Raw genomic sequence first — 21,933 nt, 5'->3', positions numbered from 1 at the left:
CAAAACTTACGTAAGGTGATTCCTTGAAGAGCAACGGAAACATCTTAAGTGAAAAGGTTCTGGTACTTAATCGTAGTTATCAAGCTATTCAGATCACTACGGTACAAAAGGCTATCTGTCACCTGGTAAAAGGAACAGCCAAAGTCATCACCCCTGACTGGACCACCCATACCCTGGAAGAATGGATTTTAGCTTCACAGTTCTATGCTGGGAACGGAAATGGCCATCGTTTTATCAGGAGCCCTAATCTTTCTTTTCTCGCCCCTGACGCCATTTATCTGGTTTCTTATGACCGTTTACCAAGAGTGGAAGTAGTCTTTTCAAGAGCTAATCTTATTATGAGAGACCGCTATACCTGCCAGTATTGTGGAAAAAGCGTTAAAAACCCGAAAGACCGCACCATTGACCACATTATTCCTCGCTCTAGAGGTGGTAAAACCACCTGGGAAAACGTGGTTCTCTGTTGCCGTAAATGTAATATTAAGAAAGGCAACCGCACCCCTGAAGAGGCTGGCATGAAGCTTCTTTCAACTCCCAAAGCCCCCCGCTGGGAAAGCCTTATTATGGAGGACTTTCCCAAAGAAAAACAAAAAGTCTGGCGCCATTTCCTTGATTTCGCCGGAATTATAGAATCTTAAACTTTAAACAGTTTTTCCGGGTCAAGAATTACCAAGAGTCTATCGGGAAGCTTGGAAACATTTTTTACAAAATCGGTATCAAGCCCTTCTATAACTTCTGGAGGTTCTTCTATCTGAGATACTGGAATTTCAAGTACGTCGCCAATTTGTTCTACCAAAAGGCTTAAGGGCTCTTCTTCGCGGCCAACAATCACATTATGATGGGCTTCGCGTTCTCTTTTAAGTCCAATTCTTTTAGCCAAATCAATGGCTGTAAGAATCTGGCCCCGCAAATTGATTATACCACTTACATAAGGAGGGGCCTGGGGCACGGGAGTGATATCAAGGGAACGATTTATCTCCACTACTTCTTCTACTGGCAGGGCAAAAAGAAAGTCAGCCAGCCAGAAAGTAATAAAAAGTCTTGTCTTTTCAGTTACTATGCTTTTTTCCTGTTTTTCAGGAGTTGGAAGACCCATTTTTATCCTCCTTTACTATTTCTTTTATTTCTTCCAGTTTTTTGAAGACCTCATCTGGAAGATTTGTGGGAAAATAGACCTCAAGTTTTACCAGTAGGTCATCCCTAGAACCGTCTGGCAAATAAGCTCCTCGCCTGGGAAAAACTAAATATGCTTCCCGGGAAAGGTCTTCAGGAATCTTTAGTTTTTCATAGCCTTCAAGGGTTCGAAAAGATATTTCTCCCCTTAAAGCCACTTCCCAAAAAGGTACTTTTACTTTAATAACGAGCCGATTTCCTTCAAAATAAAAACCGTCTTTTTCGTGCACTATAAGTTCAAAGTAAAGGTCAACACCAGCTTTTAACTTTTCTCCCGACAAGAAGAGAATATCTCCAGGACGCGCCCCAAGGGGTAGTTTCAAAGTTATCTCAATGTCCTTAGAAACCACCCCTTTCCCCCGACACTTAGGGCATAAATCAAGCCATTTTTCACCTACACCTCCACACTCTGGACAAACTACCTGAGAAATACCTTTAACCAGGTCAATTTTTCCAAGACCTTCACAGAGCGTACATTTTACTTTTCTGCCGGATAAGTTCTTACCTGTGCCTTGACAGGCTTTACATTCTATCATAGGGCCAGGAATGGCCACGGTAACTTTCTCTCCCAGGGCTAACTCTTCGGCTGTTACATCAAGGAAGGAAAAGACATAATTTCCTTTAACTGGCCTTTCTTTAACAATTTCAAGCCGAAGAGGAGAATATTTTTCCAGTAAAAAGTCATATGAGCGTTTGAGTTCCAGAAATAACTTTTCTTCTCCTCCTGCGTCAGGATGCAAGTGACGTACTTTGCGCCTGAAGGCCTCCTTTATCTCTTTGGGCTTGGCCCCAGGCGCTATTCCCAATATGCGATATGGATCAAACGCCATCATGCCGCCTGTGCTTCGGCTTTTCTTTTGAGAAGATTGGCCAGGGCCTCAAGAACCTGGCTCCTTTCAAGTTTTACCTGATATTCGTCAATGCCGGCTTCAAGGCCGCGGCGCTTGTCTTCGTCGCTGGCAAGGGAAGTAAGGGCCATAATTGGAAGATCGGCAAAGCGTTCATCACTTCTTACCTGCTTGGCTAACTCAATACCGGTCATTCTAGGCATTTCAATATCTGTTATCAGGACATCATAAGAATCCTTTTGTAATTTTTCCCAGGCATCCTGGCCATCCACCGCTGTTTCTACTTCATACCCAGAAGAAGCCAGATAGTTGGCAATCATCTGGCGGAAAAACGGCGAGTCTTCTGCGAGGAGTATCCTGTAGGGTCTGTCTTCCTGAGGAATCACTTTTACGAAGAAGTAAGGATCGTGCATTTCAATAATTTTATAGACATCAAGGAAAAGAGTGGTGCGGTCCTTGATAATAGCTGAGCCTAAAACACCTTCAATTTGGTAAAGCTTCTCGTCAAGGTCTATTTTGGTCTGAATACTATCCACAATACGAGATACCAGGAAGGCCACTTCATTTTCACCTTCAGCAAACACCAGCAGGTGATACTCATCCTGCTCTGGTAAAGGCTGAATAGGCAAGAAGTTCTCAAGGCGTATAATGGGCATGCTGCGTCCGCGATACTGGATAATTTCTTTACCACCTACAAACTCAAGTTTATCCGCTGAAATCTTGTCCAGACGAGCCACCAGGGCCAACGGAATGGCAAACTGTTCTTCTGAGGCAACATTGAAAAGCAGGATAAACTGCTGTTCATCTTCAGCAAAGGCCTCGGTGGCCATTGCTTCTTTAGCGCGGTCTACGTCTTCGGTCTTAAGGCCTATCTTGCGGGAAATGCCTACCACATCAAGGATTAAGGCCATTTTCCCGTCTCCCATAATGGTAGCCCCGGCAAAAATGGAAAGGTCTTTAAAATGCTTACCAAGGGGTTTAACCACGATTTCTTCAGAATCCCAGATTTCATCTACCACCAGGCCAAAGTCCATAGCCCCACTGGTTAAAATTACCAGACTTTCTTCTTTAGCGTTTTCCTGTGAAGAAGGCTCTACTCCAAGAATTTTGGAAAGCCTGATAATGGGGACCATCTCGCCTCTTAACCTGAAAAATTCTGAGCTTCCAATCTGGTGAATATTTTTGCGGGTTTCTTCAGAAAGGCCTACCAGTTCTCTTAAGCTTACCTGAGGTATTGCGTAACGCTGACTATTACAGGTAACCACCAGCGCCGGGATAATAGCCAGAGTTAGAGGAATTTTTAAGCGCACCGTGGTGCCAGCCCCAAGGACAGACTGAATATCAATACTTCCGCCAAGTTTTTCCACATTAGTTTTTACCACATCCATACCTACCCCACGGCCGGAAATATTAGTTACCTTTTCAGCCGTGGAAAAACCAGGCCTGAAAATAAGGGCAAGTGCTTCTCTATCACTTAGTTTTTCGGCCTCAGCTGGAGTAATAAGCCCCTTTTCAATGGCTTTTTTCTTAACTTTTTCCACATCTATACCACGGCCGTCGTCTTCAATTTCTATTACTACCTGACCACCTTCGTGATAAGCCCTGAGGATTAGAGTGCCAGCAGGAGGTTTGCCTACCTGGACCCGAATGTCTGGATCTTCTATGCCGTGGTCAATAGAGTTACGCACCAGGTGTGTTAGGGGATCTTTAATAGCGTCAATAATGGAGCGGTCAAGCTCTGTATCTGCTCCTTCAATGCGCAGGGTTACCTTCTTGCCTGTTGAGCGTGCGAGATCTCTTACAATACGGGGAAACTTATTGAACACGTTGCCAATAGGCTGCATTCGGGTTTTCATTATCTTTTCTTGAAGTTCGGTGGTAACCAGCGAAAGATTTTGCGTGGCATTTTGAAGCTCTGAGTCATTGAGCTTTGAGGCAATTTGCACCAGCCTGTTGCGTGAAAGGACAAGTTCGCCAGCCAGATTCATGAGCTGGTCAAGTAACCTAACATCCACGCGAACATGGGTCTCAGTAAGCTGGACGTGTGGCGTTTTATCTAATTTAGGTGTTGTTTTCTCTTTCTTTTCAAGCTCTTTTTTAGGGGCAGGGACTTTGGCTTCAGCTTCTTTTTTAGGCTCTTCGGGCTCGGGCTCTTCACTTTTGACAGGCTCTTCGGTTTTTGCCTCCTCTTCGGTTTTAGCCTCCTCTTCGGTTTTAGCTTCTTCGGGAGAGGGCTTGGCAGGTTCTTCGGCCTTTGCTTCCTGAGGTGGCTTTGGGGCTTCTGCTCCTCCTTCGGCTCGCCTGGCTACCTTGTCAGCAAAGTTCCTCAAATCTACCAGGAACTCCAGGTAGGTATCGTCTATCGGCTCTTTACCGGTTTCTTCAAGGGCGGCAATGATAGCTTTAATGTAGTCAACTGACTTAAGAAGCATGTCAATGGTTTCTTCGTCTGCTACTACCAGGCCGTCACGGAGTTTAGAGAGAATATCTTCTGCAAAGTGGGCAATAGCCTCAAGGGTCTTAAAGCCAAAAAAACCAGCGGTGCCTTTGATAGTATGAATGGTCCTGAAAATACTTGATAGAAGCTCTTTATCTTCAGGACGCTGTTCTAGTTCAACAAACTCTTCGTCCAGACGCTCAAGGTTTTCTTTAGCTTCAGTTATAAAGTCTTTCAAGACATCTTCTTCAAAGCTCATATTTTCCTCCTTATAAAAGGCCTTCCTTTAGGTTTTATTCGAAAAGAAGGTGAAAAAACTTTAACCTTCCCACTGATAGCATATGGTTCTCCCAATAACTTTCCGTTTAAAGCCCTGAGGTAGTCCTTGTGGGCTCTCGGTGGCTCCCAGGAATAAATAACCTTTAGGCTTCATAACCCGGCTTATGTTTTTGAGCACTTTGGCCTTTATCTCGGGTGAAAAATAGATAAGAACGTACCGGCAAAAGACCACATCAAACTTACCCAGAGTGGGTGGAAATGGCTCTACCAGGTTTAGCTTGCGAAACTGAATCATTCGGCGCACTTTATCCTGAACTTTCCATTTAGCGCCGTTTTGTTTGAAGTATTTGACTAAAAAGGTAACTGGAAGCCCGCGGTTTACTTCTATCTGGGAGTACTCACCCTTCTGGGCCTTTTTTAAGGCCTCCTGGGAAATATCTGTAGCAAGTATTTGAATCCGCCAGCTAAGTAGTTCGGGAAAGTACTCGTGAATTAGCATGGCCAGGCTGTAAGGCTCCTGGCCGGTTGAAGCCGCTGCTGACCAGAACCTAAGCTCCTTTTCTTTTTCTCGGAATTTTTTTAACTCAGGAATTACCACTTTTCGCAGGGCCTCAAAGGGGTGCTGATCTCTGAAAAAGTAGGTTTCGTTGGTGGTCATAGCGTCAATTATTTCGTCACGAAGCTGTGGAGTAAGGCGCTTTGAGGCCACCTGATAAAGCTGGTCAATATCACGATAATTTAAGGCCCTGGCAAGCTCTCTTAGGCGACTTTCAATAAGGTAAGTCTTTTCTTCTTTTAAAACGATGCCACTGTGTTTATAAACCAAATCAGCAAAAAAACGATATACTTCTGGTTTCATGCTACCTTCCGTTGCAAGAATATTTTCTGTAAAAATAAAGGTATTTCTTGAAGGGGCAGCACGTAATCAGCAAGGCCGGCTTCTACCACGGCCCTTGGCATACCGTAAACCGTTGAAGTGGCTTCATCCTGGGCCACAATCAGGGCACCGGCCTCTTTTAAGATCATGGCTCCGGCCAGACCGTCCTGCCCCATACCAGTAAGAACCATGGCCACACTTCGACCCCCGTAAACTTTGGCCACCGAGCGGAAAAGCACATCTACTGCCGGGCGACAACTGTTTTCAGGGGGGCCTTTGTGAAGGTGTATCACCTTGGCCACTCCGCGTTTGGCCACTTCCATATGCTGGTCTCCAGGGGCAATGAAAACCTTGCCAGGCCCAAGAGGCATCCCAGCCTGGGCCTCCACCACCTTCAAGGCTGAGAGCTGGTCTAGCCTTGAGGCGAGTTGAGCGGTAAAAAGAGGTGGCATATGCTGAACGATAAGAATAGGCACAGGGAAGCCAGCTGGAAGCTTGGGAATTATGTCAGAAAGGGCCTTTGGCCCTCCAGTTGAAACTCCTATGGCTACCACTTCTCTGCGTCCAGTAATTAAAGGCCTTCTTTGAACGGGTTTAACCGCTGGTTTCGTTATAGCTGGCTTTTGAGGAACAGGTCTAACTGGTGTGGTTATTTGGGGGACCGCTGACTTTATTTTAGGGATAAGCTCTTCTTTTATACGCTTGATGCTTTCACTTAAGGAACGGGAAGACGGTTTGGTAACAAAATCAAAAGCTCCCAGGGAAAGGGCCTTTATGGTTTCTTTGGCCCCTTTTTCCGTAAGGGTGGAAAACATTATCACCTGGACTTTAGGATAAAGGCGCTTTAGTTTTTCAAGGGCGGTGAGCCCGTCCATAACGGGCATTTCAATATCAAGGGTTATCACTTCTGGGCGCAAAAGGCGGACTTTATCAATGGCTTCTTTTCCATTAGAAGCTGTGCCAACAAGTTCAATCTCAGGGTCGGCCTTAAGGGCCTCGGAAATAAGGCGCCGCACAAGGGGACTATCATCTACTACTAGAACGCGAATCCTTTTCACAGGGCCTCCTCCATAAGCCAGCGAATCTTGCTTTCAAGCATTTCCTGATCAAAGGGTTTCATGAGATATTCATTGGCTCCAGCCATGATGGCGTCAATTACACATTTTTCCTGGTTTTCAGTGGTGACCATCATGATTTTTACGTTATTCCAGCGAGGGTCCTGGCGGACGGCTTTTAAGAACTCAAAGCCGTTCATCACCGGCATGTGCCAGTCAAGGAGGATGAGGGCAATATCTGGATTATCTTCAAGTACCTGGAGGGCTTCTTTTCCGTTGGCAGCTTCAAGGACTTCATAGCCCATACCGGTCAGATAACGTTTTTCAATTTGTCTGATGGATTTAGAGTCATCTACCACCAGTACTTTCATAATTTTTCTCCTAAAAGTCTTTGGACCAATGTCTTTCCTATCTTCGGCAAAAAAAGTGAGTTTCTTAAAAAGTTTTTTTAGAAAAGGGTTGAAAAGGATTTTGGGGAAACTTGGTCTGCTAAGTTGAACTTTATGAATTCAAGTGGTATAAGGTGCAGTCAAATTAAGGGAGGTTGAGGCATGGAAAACGTTATTGAAAACCAGAATCAAGCTTCGGAAGAAAGCTTTGAGGAGCTTTTAGCCGGAGAACTTAAAACTATTTCCCGAGGAGAAATTCTTACCGGGAAAGTTTTAAGGGTGGACCCTGAGTGGGTCTTCATAGACATAGGCTATAAGAGCGAAGGAATTGCTCCGGCCACGGAATTTGCCGGCCCCAATGGAGAAGTCAGGGTAAAACCCGGCGACGAAGTAGAAATCCTTATTGAAAGTCTCCGCACTCCAGATGGAATGGTGCGAGTAGCTTATAAAAAGCTCCAGAGGCGTAAGGCCTGGAGTAAAATTGAACAAGCTCAAAAAGATAAAACACCATTAGAGGCCTACGTTTTAGAACGAATAAAAGGTGGCTTCGCCGTAGATGTGGAAGGCTTAAGGGCGTTTCTACCTTTTTCCCAGGCCTTTTTAAAACCTCCCAAAAACCCAGAAGAACTCATCGGCACCACTCTAAAAGTGGAAGTAGTTAGTGCTGACCGCAAGAAAAACAATATAGTAGTTTCTCACCGAAATTATTTAGAAAAAGAGGCCGAGCGTCGTAAAAAGGAATTGCTGGAAAACCTTGAGGAAGGCCAGGTACTAGAGGGAACAGTTAAAAGCATCACTGACTACGGAGTTTTTGTTGACCTGGGCGGAGTAGACGGCCTTTTACATGTATCTGACATTTCCTGGGGGCGGGTAAAACATCCTTCAAACTATTTTAAAATTGGCGATAAAGTTAAAGTTAAAGTCATTAAATACGACCGCGAAAAAGAAAAAATAGCTCTTGGCATCAAACAGCTCACCCCTGACCCGTGGGAAACGGTCTCAGAAAAATATCCAGAAGGCAAACGAGTTGAAGGAAAGGTCGTTTCTCTAACCAAGTTTGGGGCTTTTGTAGAGCTTGAACCCGGAGTAGAAGGGCTTATCCATATCTCTGAACTTTCCTGGACTAAGCGCATTAAACACCCGCGGGATATCTTAGAAGTTGGAGACAAGGTAGAAGTTGTGGTTCTCGGAGTTGATAGCGAAAACCGCCGGGTCTCTCTTTCTCTTAAACAGGTAGAACCTAACCCCTGGGATGTGCTGTTAGAACAGTTTTCTGAAGGCATGGTTATTGAAGCTCCGGTGAAAACCGTAACTGAGTTTGGCGTCTTTGTAGAAGTTATGGAAGGGATTGACGGCTTTATTCATGTCTCTGACCTTTCCTGGGGGAGAGTAAAACATCCCTCTGAGCTTTACAAACCCGGAGATATGATTCAGGCGGTTATTCTTAAAATTGACCGTGAAAAGGAAAAATTGGCCTTAGGGGTCAAACAACTAACTCCTGACCCGTGGGAAAGCGTGCCAGAGAAATACCCAGTAGGCAGTGTGGTAACTGGTAAAGTTTCAAACGTTACTGATTTCGGAATTTTTGTAGAGCTTGAAGAAGGGGTGGAGGGGCTTATTCACGTCTCAGAAATCTCAGATAAAAAAATAAAAACACCCGTAGGCATGTTTGAACCCGGCCAGGAAGTAAAAGCTAAAGTAGTGAAGATTGAACCTCAGGCTCGCCGTATTGGACTTTCCATCAAAAAACTCAAAGAAGACGAAGAAAAAAAGCAATACCAGGAATTTAATAAAGGCACTCCAAAGGGAAGCATAACCCTTGGAGCCATTCTTAAAGAAACCTTAAACTCCGAAAAAAATAAATAAGTGAGACCTTTGCAAAATTCTAAAACATTAGATTGAGATCGCCACGGCGACTACGTCGCCTGGCGACAAAGATTGCTTTGCTTCACCTGAGATTGCTTCGCCCCTGACGGGGCTCGCAATGACAAGGCAGTAAGGAAGTTGCTATGAGACTTTTTTATGTTATTGCGGGGAGCATATTCCTAACTGTCACTGCGAGGGGATCTCTCGCTTCGCTCGGGACAGGCGAAGCGGTCTCAAAAAATATTTTGCAATGGTCTCATTAGTTTATAATTTTATAAGGGGCTAAGATGGCCATTAGAAAAATTTTTACCAATTTTTTGGCCTTTTTAGGGGCAATCTTTCTATTTTTTCTGATTCTTTTTTTTATAAGCCTCTTCTTTTTAATTAAAGGAGAACCTTCCTTTTCTTCCAGGCCCAAAATAGGTCTGATTGAGATAAAAGGGGTTATATCAGAGGCTGAAAAGCATCTCAAAGAGCTTAGAAATTTTGAAAAAGATAAAAATATAAAGGCGGTAGTAGTTAGGATTGACAGCCCTGGCGGAGCAGTAGGAGCTTCCCAGGAACTTTATCTTGCCCTAAAAAAACTTTCTCAGAAAAAGCCAGTGGTAGCCTCTATGGGTTCTGTAGCTGCTTCAGGGGGCCTTTACGTTGCCCTTGGAGCCCAAAAAATCGTAGCTGCCCCGGGCACCATAACGGGAAGTATTGGGGTAATGATGCAGGTCCCTAACCTCAGCAAACTGCTAGAAAAAATCGGGGTAGAAGCCACTATTCTCAAAAGTGGCCCCTATAAAGATACCGGCAATATGTTTCGCCCTTTGACAGAAGACGAAAAAAAGGTCCTTTATCAAACTATTAATGACATTTATCTCCAGTTTGTGAACGCTATAAAAGAGTCCAGAGGGCTTGAGGAAACAAAAATCAGAAAGTTCGCTGACGGGCGCGTTTTCACCGGCCGAGCCGCTAAAGAATATGGCCTGATAGATGAGTTAGGGAACCTTAATCAGGCTATTGAACTGGCGGCCAGTCTGGCAGGAATTAAAGATTACTATATAGTTTATCCTCCTAAAGAAAAACTCTGGGAACGTTTTTTGGTGGAACAAAAAATTAGTAAAGGGCTGGCTATAATTTTTTCTCCTCTTTACATAATGAAATGGCAGTAAGCATGAATAAAAACGATTTAATAGATAAACTCTGGCAGGAATTTCCCGAATTTAAACGTAAAGACTTGGAGTTCATCGTCAATCTACTTTTTGAAAGATTAACACAGGCTTTAAAAGAAGAGGAACGTATTGAAATTCGTGGTTTTGGAAGGTTTGTTGTCAAAAAACAAAAAGAGCGTTTCTTTAAAAATCCTAAAACAGGTGAAGAACAAATAATCCCTGCCCGTAAGAGAATCATTTTCAAAGTAGGGAAAGACTTAAAAGAAAGGCTTAATCAACCAGCCTTTGCCAGTCTTGATCTCGGAACCCAGACTTTCAGGTTACTTGTTGGTAAACAAGCCAACCCCCATTTCAGGGCCATTTGCAAAGAGCGTTTTAACGTCCGGTTAGGGGAAGAGTTGGCTAAAGAAGGTCTTATTTCTGAACAGGCTTTTGAAAGGGGGCTTAAGGCCCTTAAACAAATACGTCAGAGGCTTGATAAAATTAACGTAAAAAATGTCTTTGCCGCAGGAACAGAAGTATTTCGCCGGGCTAAAAATGCAGACAAATTTCTAGAAAAAGCAGAAAAGATCCTCGGCTTCCCCATAAAAGTCCTTACCCCTCAAGAAGAAGCTATTTATACGGCAAAGGGCGTGCTTTTTAGCCTAAAAATAAAGGATTATCCTGCCCTAATTGTAGATGTAGGGGGAGGTAGCACGGAATACATACTTTGTGACGACTATCAGATTTTAAAAACCGGAAGCCTCAAGTTAGGGGCCGTACTCTTAAAAGATAGATTTTTCTCCTCTGATGATATCCCTACCCCACTTGAAATAGGAAGGGCTACACAAGAAATTTTAACCATTCTTTCCGAAATAAAAAATTTAAGCCCAAAGCCTGCTACTCTGATAGCCACTGGAGGTACAGCAACTTGCCTGGCCGCTCTTTCTCAGGGGCTTGAACGTTACGCCCCTTCTAAAATTCACGGTTATTCGCTTAAAGTAAATGCGCTCAAAAATTTGGTTAAAAAATTAGCCAGTCTTTCTCCCAGCGACAGAAAATATTTAAAAGGTATGGAAGAAGGGCGTGAGGATATAATTCTTTCTGGGGCTTTAATTTATCAGGCATTACTTGACCTTTTAGAAGCGAAAAGGATTCTTATAAGTGATACCGGAATTCTTGAAGGAATACTCTTGCATCTTTTAGAAAAAAGTCCCATTATTTCCTAAATAATTAGGAAAACTTTACGTGATGAAGAGTTATTGTAAGGGCTACATCGTTGCCAGAGAGATTTTTTGGCACAAAAAAGAAGTCCTTTTACCCTTGCTAGGAAAAATTTTTTCATCTAGGCCTGAGCAGGGGAAAGGTCTTGTTGAATAATAAAATCAAAAAGAGGTGATTGATTATGTTAAATCTTCCTATAGAGGAAGCCTATACTTTTGATGATTTATTACTTTTGCCGGCAGAGTCCCACGTCTTACCCAAAGACGTTGACCTTAAAACCAAAATAACTCCCAAAATTACGCTAAATATTCCTCTTCTTTCTGCCGCTATGGACACTGTTACTGAAGCACGCATGGCCATAAGTATGGCCCGAGAAGGTGGCATTGGTATTATCCATCGCAATATGTCCATTGAACAGCAATGTCGCGAGGTAGAAAAAGTAAAGAAGTCAGAATATGGCATGATTATTGACCCGGTTACCGTGGGGCCTGATGTCTCCATTCGCGAAGTCTTAAAGATAATGGAAGATTATCGTATATCTGGGGTGCCAGTAGTAGAAGGCCCGGAAAAGAAACTCTTGGGTATAGTAACCAATCGTGACCTTCGCTTTGAAACCCAACTAGACCGCCCGGTACGAGAGGTAATGACCACTAAGAACTTAGTAACAGCTGGCCCTGGCATCTCGCTTGAAGAGGCCAAAAAAATTCTTCACGAACATCGTATTGAAAAACTCCTGATAGTTGACGAAAACTTCCGTTTAAAAGGATTAATCACCATTAAAGACATAGAAAAACTGAAGAAATACCCCAACGCCTGCAAAGATGAACTTGGCCGCCTGCGGGTGGGAGCAGCGGTGGGAGTTGGCCCAGAAAGGTTAGCCCATGTAGAGGCCTTGCTAAAAGCAGGATGTGACGTAATCGTTATTGACTCTGCCCACGGACACTCTAAAAACGTCATTGAAGCGGTAAAAGACATAAAAGCTCATTTTCCTGAATGCAACTTGATTGCAGGCAATATTGCCACGGCTGAAGGGGCTGAAGCCCTTATTAAAGCTGGAGCCGACGGTATAAAAGTAGGAGTGGGGCCTGGCTCAATTTGTACCACTCGCATTGTAGCCGGTGTAGGGGTTCCTCAACTTTCAGCTATCCACAATAGCGCCACCGTGGCCAATAAATATGAAATCCCTGTAATTGCTGACGGAGGCATCAAGTTCTCTGGTGACATAACCAAGGCCATCGGAGCGGGAGCACACGCCGTGATGATTGGTTCGCTTTTTGCCGGCACAGATGAAGCACCTGGAGAGATGATTCTTTACGAAGGCCGTACGTATAAAGTTTACCGTGGGATGGGTTCTCTTGGGGCCATGATGAAAGGAGGCGGTGAGCGCTATTTTCAAAAAGCCGATTCTCCAGCCAAGTTTGTGCCTGAAGGAGTAGAGGGCAGAGTCCCTTATCGTGGTCCAGTCTCAGGCATGATTTACCAGCTTATAGGTGGCCTTCGTTCAGGCATGGGTTATTGTGGCTGCAAAAACATTGAAGAACTACGCACCAAGGCCCGCTTTGTAAGAATTACCCCGGCTGGCCTGCGTGAAAGCCATGTCCACGACGTAATTATCACTAAAGAAGCCCCCAATTACTGGATTGGCCGTTAATAAAAAATAAACTTCCCCTTCTATCCTGCCGAAAAGAAAATAAAAAAGATAAGATAGAAGGGGAAGTTTATGCCAGTATATGAATGGGTGGGTAAAAACCCGGCTGGAGAAACAGTAAAAGGAACCATTGAAGCCGCCGATGAAAAAATCGTCCGCATCAAGTTAAGACGCCAGAAAATAACCCCTGTAAAAATAAAGGCCAAAGGCTCAGGACTCTTAGCCCGTCTAAGTACTCCTAAAAAAGTAAAGCCAAAGGAAATAGTAGTATTTACCAGGCAGTTAGCGGCTATGCTTGAGGCCGGGCTTCCTTTAATTCAGGCCCTTGATTCTTTAGCCCACCAGCAAAAAAACCCTTACTTTAAAGAAGTAATCTTTAAAATCAAAAAAGACGTAGAAGAAGGTACCCCTTTTTCCGGAGCCCTTAAACAATATCCCAAAATTTTTGACCGTTTTTACCACCACATGATTGAGGCTGGTGAGAGCAGCGGAAATCTTGAACTTTCTCTTAAACGCCTAGCCACTTATATGGAAAAAAGCCTTGCCCTTAAAGCCAAAGTGAAAAAAGCCATGATCTACCCAGCCATCGTCTTATTTGTTACGGTGATAGTTTTAAGCATAATTATGCTCTTCGTAGTTCCAACCTTTGAAAAAATGTTCAGCGAAATGGGACACGCCCTCCCCTTACCCACTCAAATAGTTATTGAAGCCAGCCGTTTAACCAAAAAATACTTTCCCCATTTCATCGGAGGCATAATACTTTCAATCTTTCTTTTAAGGAGATATTACCGTACGGAAAAAGGCCGGCTTCACCTTGACGCCCTATTTCTCAAGCTTCCACTTTTTGGGAACCTCTTTCGCAAAGTAGCGGTAGCTCGTTTTTCACGCACCCTTAGCACCTTGATAATGAGTGGTGTTTCCATCATTGATGCCCTGAGTATTGCCGCCAGAACCGCAGGCAATGTCGTAGTAGAAAGGACTATTAATCAGGTACGCCAGTCCGTTCAAGAAGGGCAGTCCATTGCTGAGCCCCTTTCTAAAAGCGGTATTTTCCCTTACATGGTGGTGCAGATGGTAAGCGTGGGTGAAGCCAGTGGTACCCTTGAAAAAATGTTAGATAAAGTGGCTGATTTCTTTGAAGAAGAAGTAGATAACACCGTAGATGCACTGTCACAAATGATTGAACCAGTAATGATAGTCTTTTTAGGGGGAGTAATTGGCGGGATCATTATCTCGCTTTATCTCCCCATTTTCAAGCTGGGAGAAGTGGTAGCCGGTTAGTTCTGGCCCTTCATACCCAACCTCCTGTAATACTGAGGCGGCCAGATCAAAGGCCGCCTCACATCTGTCTAACAAAGCCGCGTCACTGGTGGCTAACAAAGGCATTCCAAGTAAGGCCTTATCAGCTGAGGGCACAAGAAATACTTCTCCTGAAATGGCTTCTTCTTCAAAAAGCTGGCGCAATCTAGCAGCTAGCTCTCCGCTCTTAGAAAGGGGTTTGTCAAGATAAATTATTATTTTCTCCAGGTTTAGTTTTTTGAGTTTTTTTATCAAAAGCAGGAGCGCTTTTTCTGAAATTTCGTCTGCTTTAAATTTTGGGGTTAATTTTCCCAGGTCTCGCAAAAAGCCGTCGTCAGCAAGAAAAACAGGAAGGCCAGCTATAGCTGATCTTATAGTAGTTAGCACGTTAAAGCCATCTACGTATAAGGCCCTTCCCCTTATGTAGCTTTCTTCTTTCTTTTTTAAAAGTCGTACACGAGCCTCATAAGGGGTAAAGACCCCGCGCCTTAGAACTTCCCTTTCCAAATCACTTAATTGCCAGCGGTTAGCCAAAAAGTTAATGGCTGATTCTTTATGATAATCTCGCGCCAGAAGATAGCGTAAATCTTTGGCTATTTCTTTAATAAGTTTCCAGCGCAGTTTATAGCCCTTCTTCAGCAAACCTCTTAATCAAATCCTTTTGTTCTTTAGTAAGGGTCTTTGGCACTTTAATGTTTATTCTGACAAACTGGTCTCCTTTACGGCCTGTTCTATCTGGCAATCCCAGCCCTTTTAACCTGAGCTTTGCTCCGCCCCTTGTGCCCGGGGGAACTTTTACCCTTACCCTTTTACCGTAAAGGGTGGGCACTTCTATAGTGGTGCCAAAAACAGCCTCAGAGAATTTTATCTCGTGGTCACAAATAACATCTTGGCCTTCTCTTTCAAAAAAGGGATGTTCTTCAATTTTAATCTTGAGATAAAGGTCCCCTCGCCGCCCATCAGGGCCATAAGCCCCTTGCGCCGTAATGCGCAACTTCTGGCCATCTTCTATACCCTGAGGAATTTTAACTTTTATGCGCTCGGCTTTGCCTGTAGGAGCAACGGATATGACCTTTTCTGCCCCCTGAGCCACTTCTTCAAGGGTTACCGGAAGCTCAAGAACTACATCCCCGCTTGAGACAAAATTTTGCCTGGTGTGCCTACTCTGGTGCGACTCTTTAGTAAACCAATCTTCCTCTGGAGAGGTACCAAATACCTGGCTGAAAAGGTCTCCCAGGTCCAGACGGAAACCAGTACTCGCTCGGCGTCTTCCTCCAAAACCAAAAAAGCTCCCCAGGTCAAAACCTATCCCCAAATCACGAAAAATAGACTCAAAATCAAAGTCACGGAAAATATCTTCCTGGGTATAACGGCGATGAAATTCAGTAGAACCGAATTTGTCATACTGGCGCCTTTTTTCCGGGTCTGAAAGGACAGCGTAAGCCTCGTTTATCTCTTTAAAACGTTCTTCAGCCTCTTTATTTCCCCTGTTACGATCAGGGTGATATTTCAGGGCAAGACGCCTGTAAGCCTTTTTTATTTCTTCCTGGGTGGCATTTCGCGAAACACCTAAAATTTTGTAGTAATCCTTGGCCATAACTCCTACCCGCTTGTATTACTAAAGAATCAATTATTCGCAGAAAAAGTTAAAGTTTTTTAACAATTCGTCAAGGAGGTTTCATTTCAGGTAGCGTTATAATAGAAAGGCCCCCTGTGGGCCAAAGAGGGATGGAGGTGGGTATCTGGTTGATTGAGGGTGGAGTTGAGGGGTTAGCCCACAGGGGAACCAACTGTTTTCTGCTTTCTTTCTTCCATTTTCAATAAAAGCAAAGTTATTTTTTCACGATAACTAAACTCAATTTTCCTATTTGTCAAGTAGTTTACTACTTGAATAGTACTTTTTAAATAGCACCATTACCTGAATCGTCAAAATCATCAAAAATAAGTTTTAAAGCACCAAGCGGCCCTCGGTTTTGATACGATGCTCCAGATAGTATAAAACCGGGACCACCATGCGGGAAAATAAGGTAGAGGCCACTTCTCCAGCCATGAGAGATAGGGCCAGGCCATTAAATATAGGGTCAAAAAGTATTACGAAGCTTCCCACTACCACGGCAGCGGCGGTTAAAAGCATGGGGCGAAAACGCACTACCCCGGCCTCTATCACGGCTTTTTCTAAAGGCAAGCCTTCTTTTAAACGCATCTCTATAAAATCAGCGAGAATAATGGAATTTCGCACCACAATTCCTGCTCCGGCAATGAAGCCAATCATGGAAGTAGCAGTAAAAAATGACCCTGTTAAGGCGTGGGCTGGTAAAATGCCAATTAATGAAAGGGGGATAGGAGCGAGGAGCACCAACGGCACGGTATATGACTTAAACCAGGCCACAATCAATATGTAGATTAACAATACACAAACCCCGAAAGCCAGACCCATATCACGAAAGACTTCGTAAGTGACATGCCACTCACCGTCCCATTTAATTGCCCATTCCTTTTCTGAAAAGGGCTGTTTGGTGTAGTAAATTTTTATTTCTTCACCGTTGGGGGCCTTTAATTCTTTCAGTAGCTTGTTTATTTTCATTATTCCGTAGATGGGGCTTTCTTCTTTACCTGCCATATCTCCCACCACGTAAATCACCGGCCGCAGGTTTTTATGATAAATGGGATTTGGCACTATGGCTTCTTCCCAGGTGGCAATTTCAGCCAGTGATACTAAACGGCCGTTTTCTCCCCTTATCTTGATACTTTCAAGATCAGGCAGGCTTGAACGCTGAGAAACAGGAAAGTGCACTTTGATGTATATGTCTTCAGAGGCTTTGGCATCATGAAAGAGACCTGCAACCTTTCCTTTAATGGCTGTTTCAAGGACTTCTATAATCTTTTCTGGAGAAATACCTGCCAAAGTTGCTTTTACCGTGTCAACTTTGAGGCGCCATTCGGTATGTGGCTCAGTCATATACCAGTCAACATCTACTACTCCAGGAGTGCGGGCAAAAATCTCTTTAACTTTACGGGCAAGTTTAATTTGTTCTTCGTAATTTGAGCCATAAACTTCAGCCACCAGAGTTTGTAGTACAGGAGGGCCAGGAGGGATTTCAGCCACGGTGATGGTAGCTCCATACTTTTCCGCCACAGGTCTTAACTTCTCCCTTACCCTTTTAGCGATGTCGTGACTCTGTAAATCCCTTTCGTGTTTGGGAAGAAGGTTTACCTGAATATCAGCAATATTGTCCCCTGAACGCAGATAGTAGTGGCGAACCAGGCCATTAAAATTAAAGGGAGCAGAAGTTCCCACGTATATTTGGTAGTCGGTAACATAGGGCTCTTTTTCAAGGACCTGGCCCAAGGATTGAGCCACCTTAGCTGTTTTTTCAAGCGCGGTGCCTTCTGGCATATCCACTATTACTTGAAATTCACTTTTATTATCAAAGGGAAGCATTTTTACGCGGACTATTTTGAAATAAATTAGCGAACAGGAAAGAACAAAAAGAAAGCCCACCAGTAGCAAAAAACTCCATCGCCAAAAAGGACTTCTTATGAGATGTTCCATCATCCAGCGATAATAGCGGGTGAAAAGAGTTTCTTTTTCTTCCCCGTGGGCCTTTTTAGATAGTATTTTTTTCGCGGTCCAGGGAGTTATGATAAAGGCAACTATCATGGAAAGGAGCATGGCAGCGGTTGCTCCTACAGGCATGGGGCGCATGTATGGCCCCATTAAGCCTCGCACAAAACCCATAGGAGCAATGGCTGCAATCACCGTAAAAGTGGCAAGGATCAGGGGAGCCCTTACTTCATTTACCGCGCCAACGATGATATCACGAAAAGACTTGCCCCGGTTTTCAGGAAGTCTCAGGTGCCTCACTATGTTTTCAACGTCAACTATAGGATCATCAACCAGTATGCCAATGCAAAAGATCAAGGCAAAAAGGGTTACACGGTTTAAGGTGTAGCCAAAAAGCCAATATATGGCCAGGGTAATGGCCAAAGTTACGGGAACAGCTACCATCACCACCAGGCTGGCTCTAAATCCCAAGAAAAGTGCTATCAAGATAGCTACTGAAGAAATGGCGATGAAAAGATGTTTTAAAAGTTCGTCGGTTTTTTCCTTGGCAGTTTCTCCGTAGTTTCTGGTAACTGTTATATTGAGGTCATGAGGGATTACGTAGCCCTTAAGAATTTCTACTTTATGAAGGACTTTTTCGGCAAGTTTGGTGGCGTTTTCCCCTTTTCTTTTGGCTATTGCTAAAGAAACAGCTGGATAGAGTTCACCTGTTTGGGCTTTAATTTGTTTTTGAGAAGCCGCCGGCCCAGGAACAAAAAAGACATAGTTTTCCGGCTCTTCTGAAGTAAGACTAATATTGGCAACATCTTTGAGAAAAACTGGTTTGCCGGCTACTGTCGCCACTACCGTGTTTTCAAGGTCTTTCAAATCAGAGATGAAGTTGTTTAGCCGAACTTGAAATTGATAATTGTTCTCTCTGAAAGTGCCAGTAATTCGTGCCTGATTTTGACTGCTTATAGTTTTAAGAACATCTAAAGGATCAAGACCCAGGGCGTAAACCTTTGTAGGGTCAAGTTCTACCCGGACTTCTCTTCTAAGGCCACCCTTTATAAAGGTTTCAGATATGCCTGGGATGCGTTTTACTTCCTGCTCTACCTTTTTAGCTATCTGGCGCAGGGTGAGGGCATCATAGCCCTTTCCCCAGAAGGTGAGAACTACAATGGGGACATCGTCTATAGAACGCGGTTTAAGAAGCGGGTGGGAACAACCTGGGGGAATCCAATCAAGATGTGAATAAAGTTTGTCGTACGTTTTAACCAGACTGTCTTCAACGTCTTCGCCAACATAAAAACGCACCACCGTTAAAGCCCGGCCATTCATGGCGGTGGAATACACATATTCCACTCCGGGTATCTCCCAGAGTAGCTTTTCCATAGGGTAAACTACACGGTTTTCTATTTCTTCAGCGGTGGCCCCTGGCATTTCCACAAAAATGTCTATCATGGGGACCACGATTTGGGGTTCTTCTTCGCTGGGGGTGTTTAAAACAGCCATTACTCCAAGAATAAGAGTAGCTATGATTACAATCGGGGTAAGCGGTGAATCTATAAAATATTCTGTTATACTGCTTATAAACCCTTTTTTTCTCATAGCTAGAAAATGACCTGGGCTCCGTCTTTTACTTTTTCCGGACTAAGGACGACTTTTTCCCCTTCTTCAAGGCCTGAAAGAACTTCCCAGTGGGTAGCCCTGGAAAGAGCCGTCTTAATCCATTTTCCATCCTGGTAAATGTATCCACTTCCAATTCTTACCACCTGGAATCTGGCGGTATTAGAAGGACTTAAGGTGAACACACCGTAAATATCACCTCTAACTATTAAAGCTTCTCCTGGAATGAGAGTTTTTTTAGTTTCTTCTTCTGGTATTTTTACCTGCCCGAAAAGCCCTGAAGGCCAAAGATCTGAAGGCAAGTCAATTTTTATATGAAAGGTGCGCGAAGAAGGGTCTATCTGGGACACTATGGTGGTTAAGGGGAGATTTAAAGTTTTCCCAAGGCTTGGAAATTCAAGGGTTAAAATTTGGCCGGGCCTCAAACGTTTGAAAAAGCTTTCGTCAATTTCAGCGCAAAATTCAAAACCAGCCTTTAGATTATCAAGAATAAGAAGGGGTTCTCCAGGGTTAACAACACTGCCTTTTCCCACCAGGCGTTGGGTTACCACTGCTTCGCTGGGAGCTTTTATAACAGCATAGTCAAGTAGAGTTAATATGTCAGTTTTTTCAGCTTGAAGAGCCATCTGGCGGGCTTTTAAGGCCTCACTTTTGGCCTTAAGACTTTTAAATTCAGAAAGGGCTCGTTCGAGTTCTTCTTTAGTGGAAGCCTGTTCTTCCCACAAAGCTTTGAAGCGTTTAAGGTTGGCTTCGGCATATTTTAAGCGAGCCAGCACGGCTTCGTATTCTTTGATAGTGGCCTCTATTTCTGCCTCAATGGCTTTCAGCCGGGCTTTAATAGAACGGCTATCAATGCGCAAAAGAACCTGGTGAGCCTTAACTTTCTCTCCTTCTTTGACCAGGATATCTTCTACATAACCTGAAACCTTGGCCTTGATAGTTATTTTTTGTTTAGCGCATACCTTTCCTGGAAATATTCTATAAGATGAAACAGGCACAGCCTTAACTTCAAAGACTTTTGCTTTTACCTGGCTAAAGGGTTTAGCTTGTTGAGGTTCTTCTCTTTTTTCACAATTAGCTAAAAAAATGGTTAAAATTAGCAGAAAAAGAGCTTTTTTGGGCATAGAGCTCTCCTTATTCAAGGCTTCCTGTTCGGAATAAAAGTTCCGTAAAAGCTAAGCGCTCACGGTATCTGGCGGTGAGGAGTTCAAGCTCAGCCTTTTTAAGGGAAGTTTCAGCGCCTAAAAGTTCAACTATATTGGCCAGGCCATTTTCATAGCGTTTTTTAATTAGTCGCAGGCCTTCCTCTGCCTGGGCTACTGAGGCCTTGCTAACTTCTACCTGGGCTTTAGCCGTTTTTAGGGACAAAAAGGCCTCTTCTACCTCCTGAATAATTTTATTTTCCCATTCTTTCAGTTGTGCTTCTGCAGCAAGGGCTTCGGCTCGCGCCCTGGCTAGATTAGCTTTATCTCCAAAGCCTGAAAACAAATTGAATTTAGCCTGGGCCATAAAAGTAAAAGAATCTCCAGATACCCCGCCCAGGCCTTGAGAATTATATTCGTAACGGCCCTTAAGGCTAATTTCTGGCGCAAATCGCCACTTGGCCTTTTTAACTTCTAGCTGACTCAGGGCTGTTTTTTCTTTCATAACAGAAAGGTCCGGCCTGTTTTTAAGGGCAAGTTTTTGCCAGTAAGCTAGGGGTTTTGTTATCTGACTTCGAGCTAAAGGGTCAGAGGCAGGTATCCATTCAGTATCAATAGGTAGCCCCAGGATAAGATTAAGCCTTGAGCGGTTTGTTTTTATTTTGTTTTTAGCGTCCAACCATTCTCTTTTAAGGGCTGCCAGGTGAACCTGGGCCTGAAGCAGGTCTGAACGCAGAGCAAGCCCCTGTTTAAGTCTCTTAGAAATCATCTCAAGATTAGCTTCTGCTGTTTTTACCGCCTTTTTGAGAACAGAGGCCTTTTCTTTTGCAAGAATCCAGGAAATATAAGCAGCTTCTACTCTGTAAAGGATGTATTGTTCTAAAGCCTTTTCCTCAAGGAAACTTATTTCTACCTGTTTTTTGGCCTGATGATAGCCAATAATGACTTCACCTCTTTTGAAAAGAGGCTGGGTAATTTCTATAGCAGTTTGCAAATTGGTGCGGGCGTCAGGATGATTTAAGTTGGAAATTTCAAAATCCTGGCTTTTAAAATCTTCCTGGGCCAGCTTGGCCATAAAGACCTGTATAGGGCTATTGCTCCGCTGATAAAGCAAGAATATATCAATTTTTGGGAAAAAGCGGCTTTTGGCCTCCTTTAGCCTGTTTTCCGAGGCTTTTATATTCAATTTAGCCGCTATCAAGGAAAAGTTTCTTTTTAGGGCGATTTCTTTGGCCTTTTCCAGGGTAAGTAAATCAGAACTCAGAGCCAATTCAGGAAGAAAAAAGGCGAAAATTAAAGAAAACAACCATTTTCGCATAAGCTATACTTTAGCACTCAACTTCCAAAAGACAAACTATTTTGAAGACTTTTTACATAGCAAAAT

Annotated in this window: 17 protein-coding genes; 6 read left to right on the top strand and 11 right to left on the bottom strand. The window is 43.7% G+C overall.

The window, feature by feature from the left end:
* Positions 1-23: 23 nt before the first annotated feature.
* Entirely contained in the window at positions 24-638 is a 615-nt protein-coding gene (locus tag TH606_RS02325; protein ID WP_068541090.1) for an HNH endonuclease, read from the top strand.
* Here TH606_RS02325 and TH606_RS02320 read toward each other — a convergent pair.
* The 6 genes from TH606_RS02320 to TH606_RS02295 are packed head-to-tail and all read right to left on the bottom strand — an operon-like array spanning position 635 to position 7,040.
* Entirely contained in the window at positions 635-1,096 is a 462-nt protein-coding gene (locus tag TH606_RS02320; RefSeq protein ID WP_082863470.1) for a chemotaxis protein CheW, read from the bottom strand. The two genes, TH606_RS02325 and TH606_RS02320, sit on opposite strands and share 4 nt — an antisense overlap.
* Entirely contained in the window at positions 1,077-2,006 is a 930-nt protein-coding gene (locus TH606_RS02315; protein WP_082863469.1) for a DnaJ C-terminal domain-containing protein, read from the bottom strand. Before TH606_RS02315 ends, TH606_RS02320 begins: the two co-directional genes overlap by 20 nt.
* Positions 2,003-4,717, bottom strand: a complete 2,715-nt coding sequence (locus tag TH606_RS02310; RefSeq protein WP_068541088.1) for a hybrid sensor histidine kinase/response regulator — start codon at positions 4,715-4,717, stop codon at positions 2,003-2,005. Before TH606_RS02310 ends, TH606_RS02315 begins: the two co-directional genes overlap by 4 nt.
* 60 nt (positions 4,718-4,777) lie before the next feature.
* Positions 4,778-5,596: a CheR family methyltransferase gene (locus tag TH606_RS02305; RefSeq protein WP_068541087.1), complete on the bottom strand. Its 819-nt coding sequence runs from the start codon at positions 5,594-5,596 to the stop codon at positions 4,778-4,780.
* The gene (locus tag TH606_RS02300; RefSeq protein ID WP_068541086.1) at positions 5,593-6,672 is read right to left on the bottom strand and encodes a protein-glutamate methylesterase/protein-glutamine glutaminase; all 1,080 of its coding nucleotides are present in this window, start codon (positions 6,670-6,672) and stop codon (positions 5,593-5,595) included. Before TH606_RS02300 ends, TH606_RS02305 begins: the two co-directional genes overlap by 4 nt.
* Positions 6,669-7,040 (bottom strand): response regulator, encoded by a 372-nt coding sequence (locus tag TH606_RS02295; RefSeq protein ID WP_068541085.1) that lies wholly within the window; start codon positions 7,038-7,040, stop codon positions 6,669-6,671. Before TH606_RS02295 ends, TH606_RS02300 begins: the two co-directional genes overlap by 4 nt.
* Positions 7,041-7,220: 180 nt before the next feature.
* Here TH606_RS02295 and TH606_RS02290 point away from each other — a divergent pair, with 180 nt between their 5' ends.
* The 5 genes from TH606_RS02290 to TH606_RS02270 all read left to right on the top strand — a co-directional run bounded on the left by TH606_RS02290 (position 7,221) and on the right by TH606_RS02270 (position 14,216).
* Positions 7,221-8,924 (top strand): 30S ribosomal protein S1, encoded by a 1,704-nt coding sequence (locus TH606_RS02290; protein WP_068541084.1) that lies wholly within the window; start codon positions 7,221-7,223, stop codon positions 8,922-8,924.
* A 287-nt stretch (positions 8,925-9,211) separates the two neighbouring features.
* Positions 9,212-10,084 carry a signal peptide peptidase SppA gene (gene sppA / locus TH606_RS02285; protein WP_068541083.1) on the top strand — a complete coding sequence of 291 codons (873 nt, stop codon included), beginning with the start codon at positions 9,212-9,214 and terminating at the stop codon, positions 10,082-10,084.
* Positions 10,085-10,086: 2 nt separating this feature from the next.
* Positions 10,087-11,292, top strand: coding sequence for a Ppx/GppA phosphatase family protein (locus TH606_RS02280; protein ID WP_068541082.1), 1,206 nt, complete (start codon positions 10,087-10,089; stop codon positions 11,290-11,292).
* 176 nt (positions 11,293-11,468) lie between these two features.
* Positions 11,469-12,938, top strand: coding sequence for an IMP dehydrogenase (guaB, locus tag TH606_RS02275; RefSeq protein ID WP_068541081.1), 1,470 nt, complete (start codon positions 11,469-11,471; stop codon positions 12,936-12,938).
* A gap of 69 nt (positions 12,939-13,007) precedes the next feature.
* Positions 13,008-14,216 carry a type II secretion system F family protein gene (locus TH606_RS02270; protein ID WP_068541080.1) on the top strand — a complete coding sequence of 403 codons (1,209 nt, stop codon included), beginning with the start codon at positions 13,008-13,010 and terminating at the stop codon, positions 14,214-14,216.
* On the opposite strand, the gene TH606_RS02265 is transcribed toward TH606_RS02270, so the two are convergent.
* The 5 genes from TH606_RS02265 to TH606_RS02245 all read right to left on the bottom strand — a co-directional run bounded on the left by TH606_RS02265 (position 14,139) and on the right by TH606_RS02245 (position 21,867).
* Positions 14,139-14,876, bottom strand: a complete 738-nt coding sequence (locus TH606_RS02265) for a DUF434 domain-containing protein (protein ID WP_068541079.1) — start codon at positions 14,874-14,876, stop codon at positions 14,139-14,141. The genes TH606_RS02270 and TH606_RS02265 overlap by 78 nt on opposite strands.
* Positions 14,857-15,831: a DnaJ C-terminal domain-containing protein gene (locus TH606_RS02260; RefSeq protein WP_068541078.1), complete on the bottom strand. Its 975-nt coding sequence runs from the start codon at positions 15,829-15,831 to the stop codon at positions 14,857-14,859. Before TH606_RS02260 ends, TH606_RS02265 begins: the two co-directional genes overlap by 20 nt.
* Positions 15,832-16,182: 351 nt before the next feature.
* A complete protein-coding gene (locus TH606_RS02255; protein WP_068541077.1) occupies positions 16,183-19,389 on the bottom strand; it encodes an efflux RND transporter permease subunit in 3,207 nt (1,068 codons plus the stop codon).
* Positions 19,390-19,391: 2 nt separating this feature from the next.
* Positions 19,392-20,531, bottom strand: coding sequence for an efflux RND transporter periplasmic adaptor subunit (locus TH606_RS02250; protein WP_068541076.1), 1,140 nt, complete (start codon positions 20,529-20,531; stop codon positions 19,392-19,394).
* 10 nt (positions 20,532-20,541) lie between these two features.
* Positions 20,542-21,867 (bottom strand): TolC family protein, encoded by a 1,326-nt coding sequence (locus TH606_RS02245; RefSeq protein WP_068541075.1) that lies wholly within the window; start codon positions 21,865-21,867, stop codon positions 20,542-20,544.
* Between the last annotated feature and the right edge of the window lie 66 nt (positions 21,868-21,933).

Source organism: Thermodesulfatator autotrophicus (genome assembly GCF_001642325.1).
Lineage (GTDB): Bacteria > Desulfobacterota > Thermodesulfobacteria > Thermodesulfobacteriales > Thermodesulfatatoraceae > Thermodesulfatator > Thermodesulfatator autotrophicus.
Note: the sequence above shows the minus strand (reverse complement) of the source record. Positions and strands in the feature narration are given on the sequence as shown.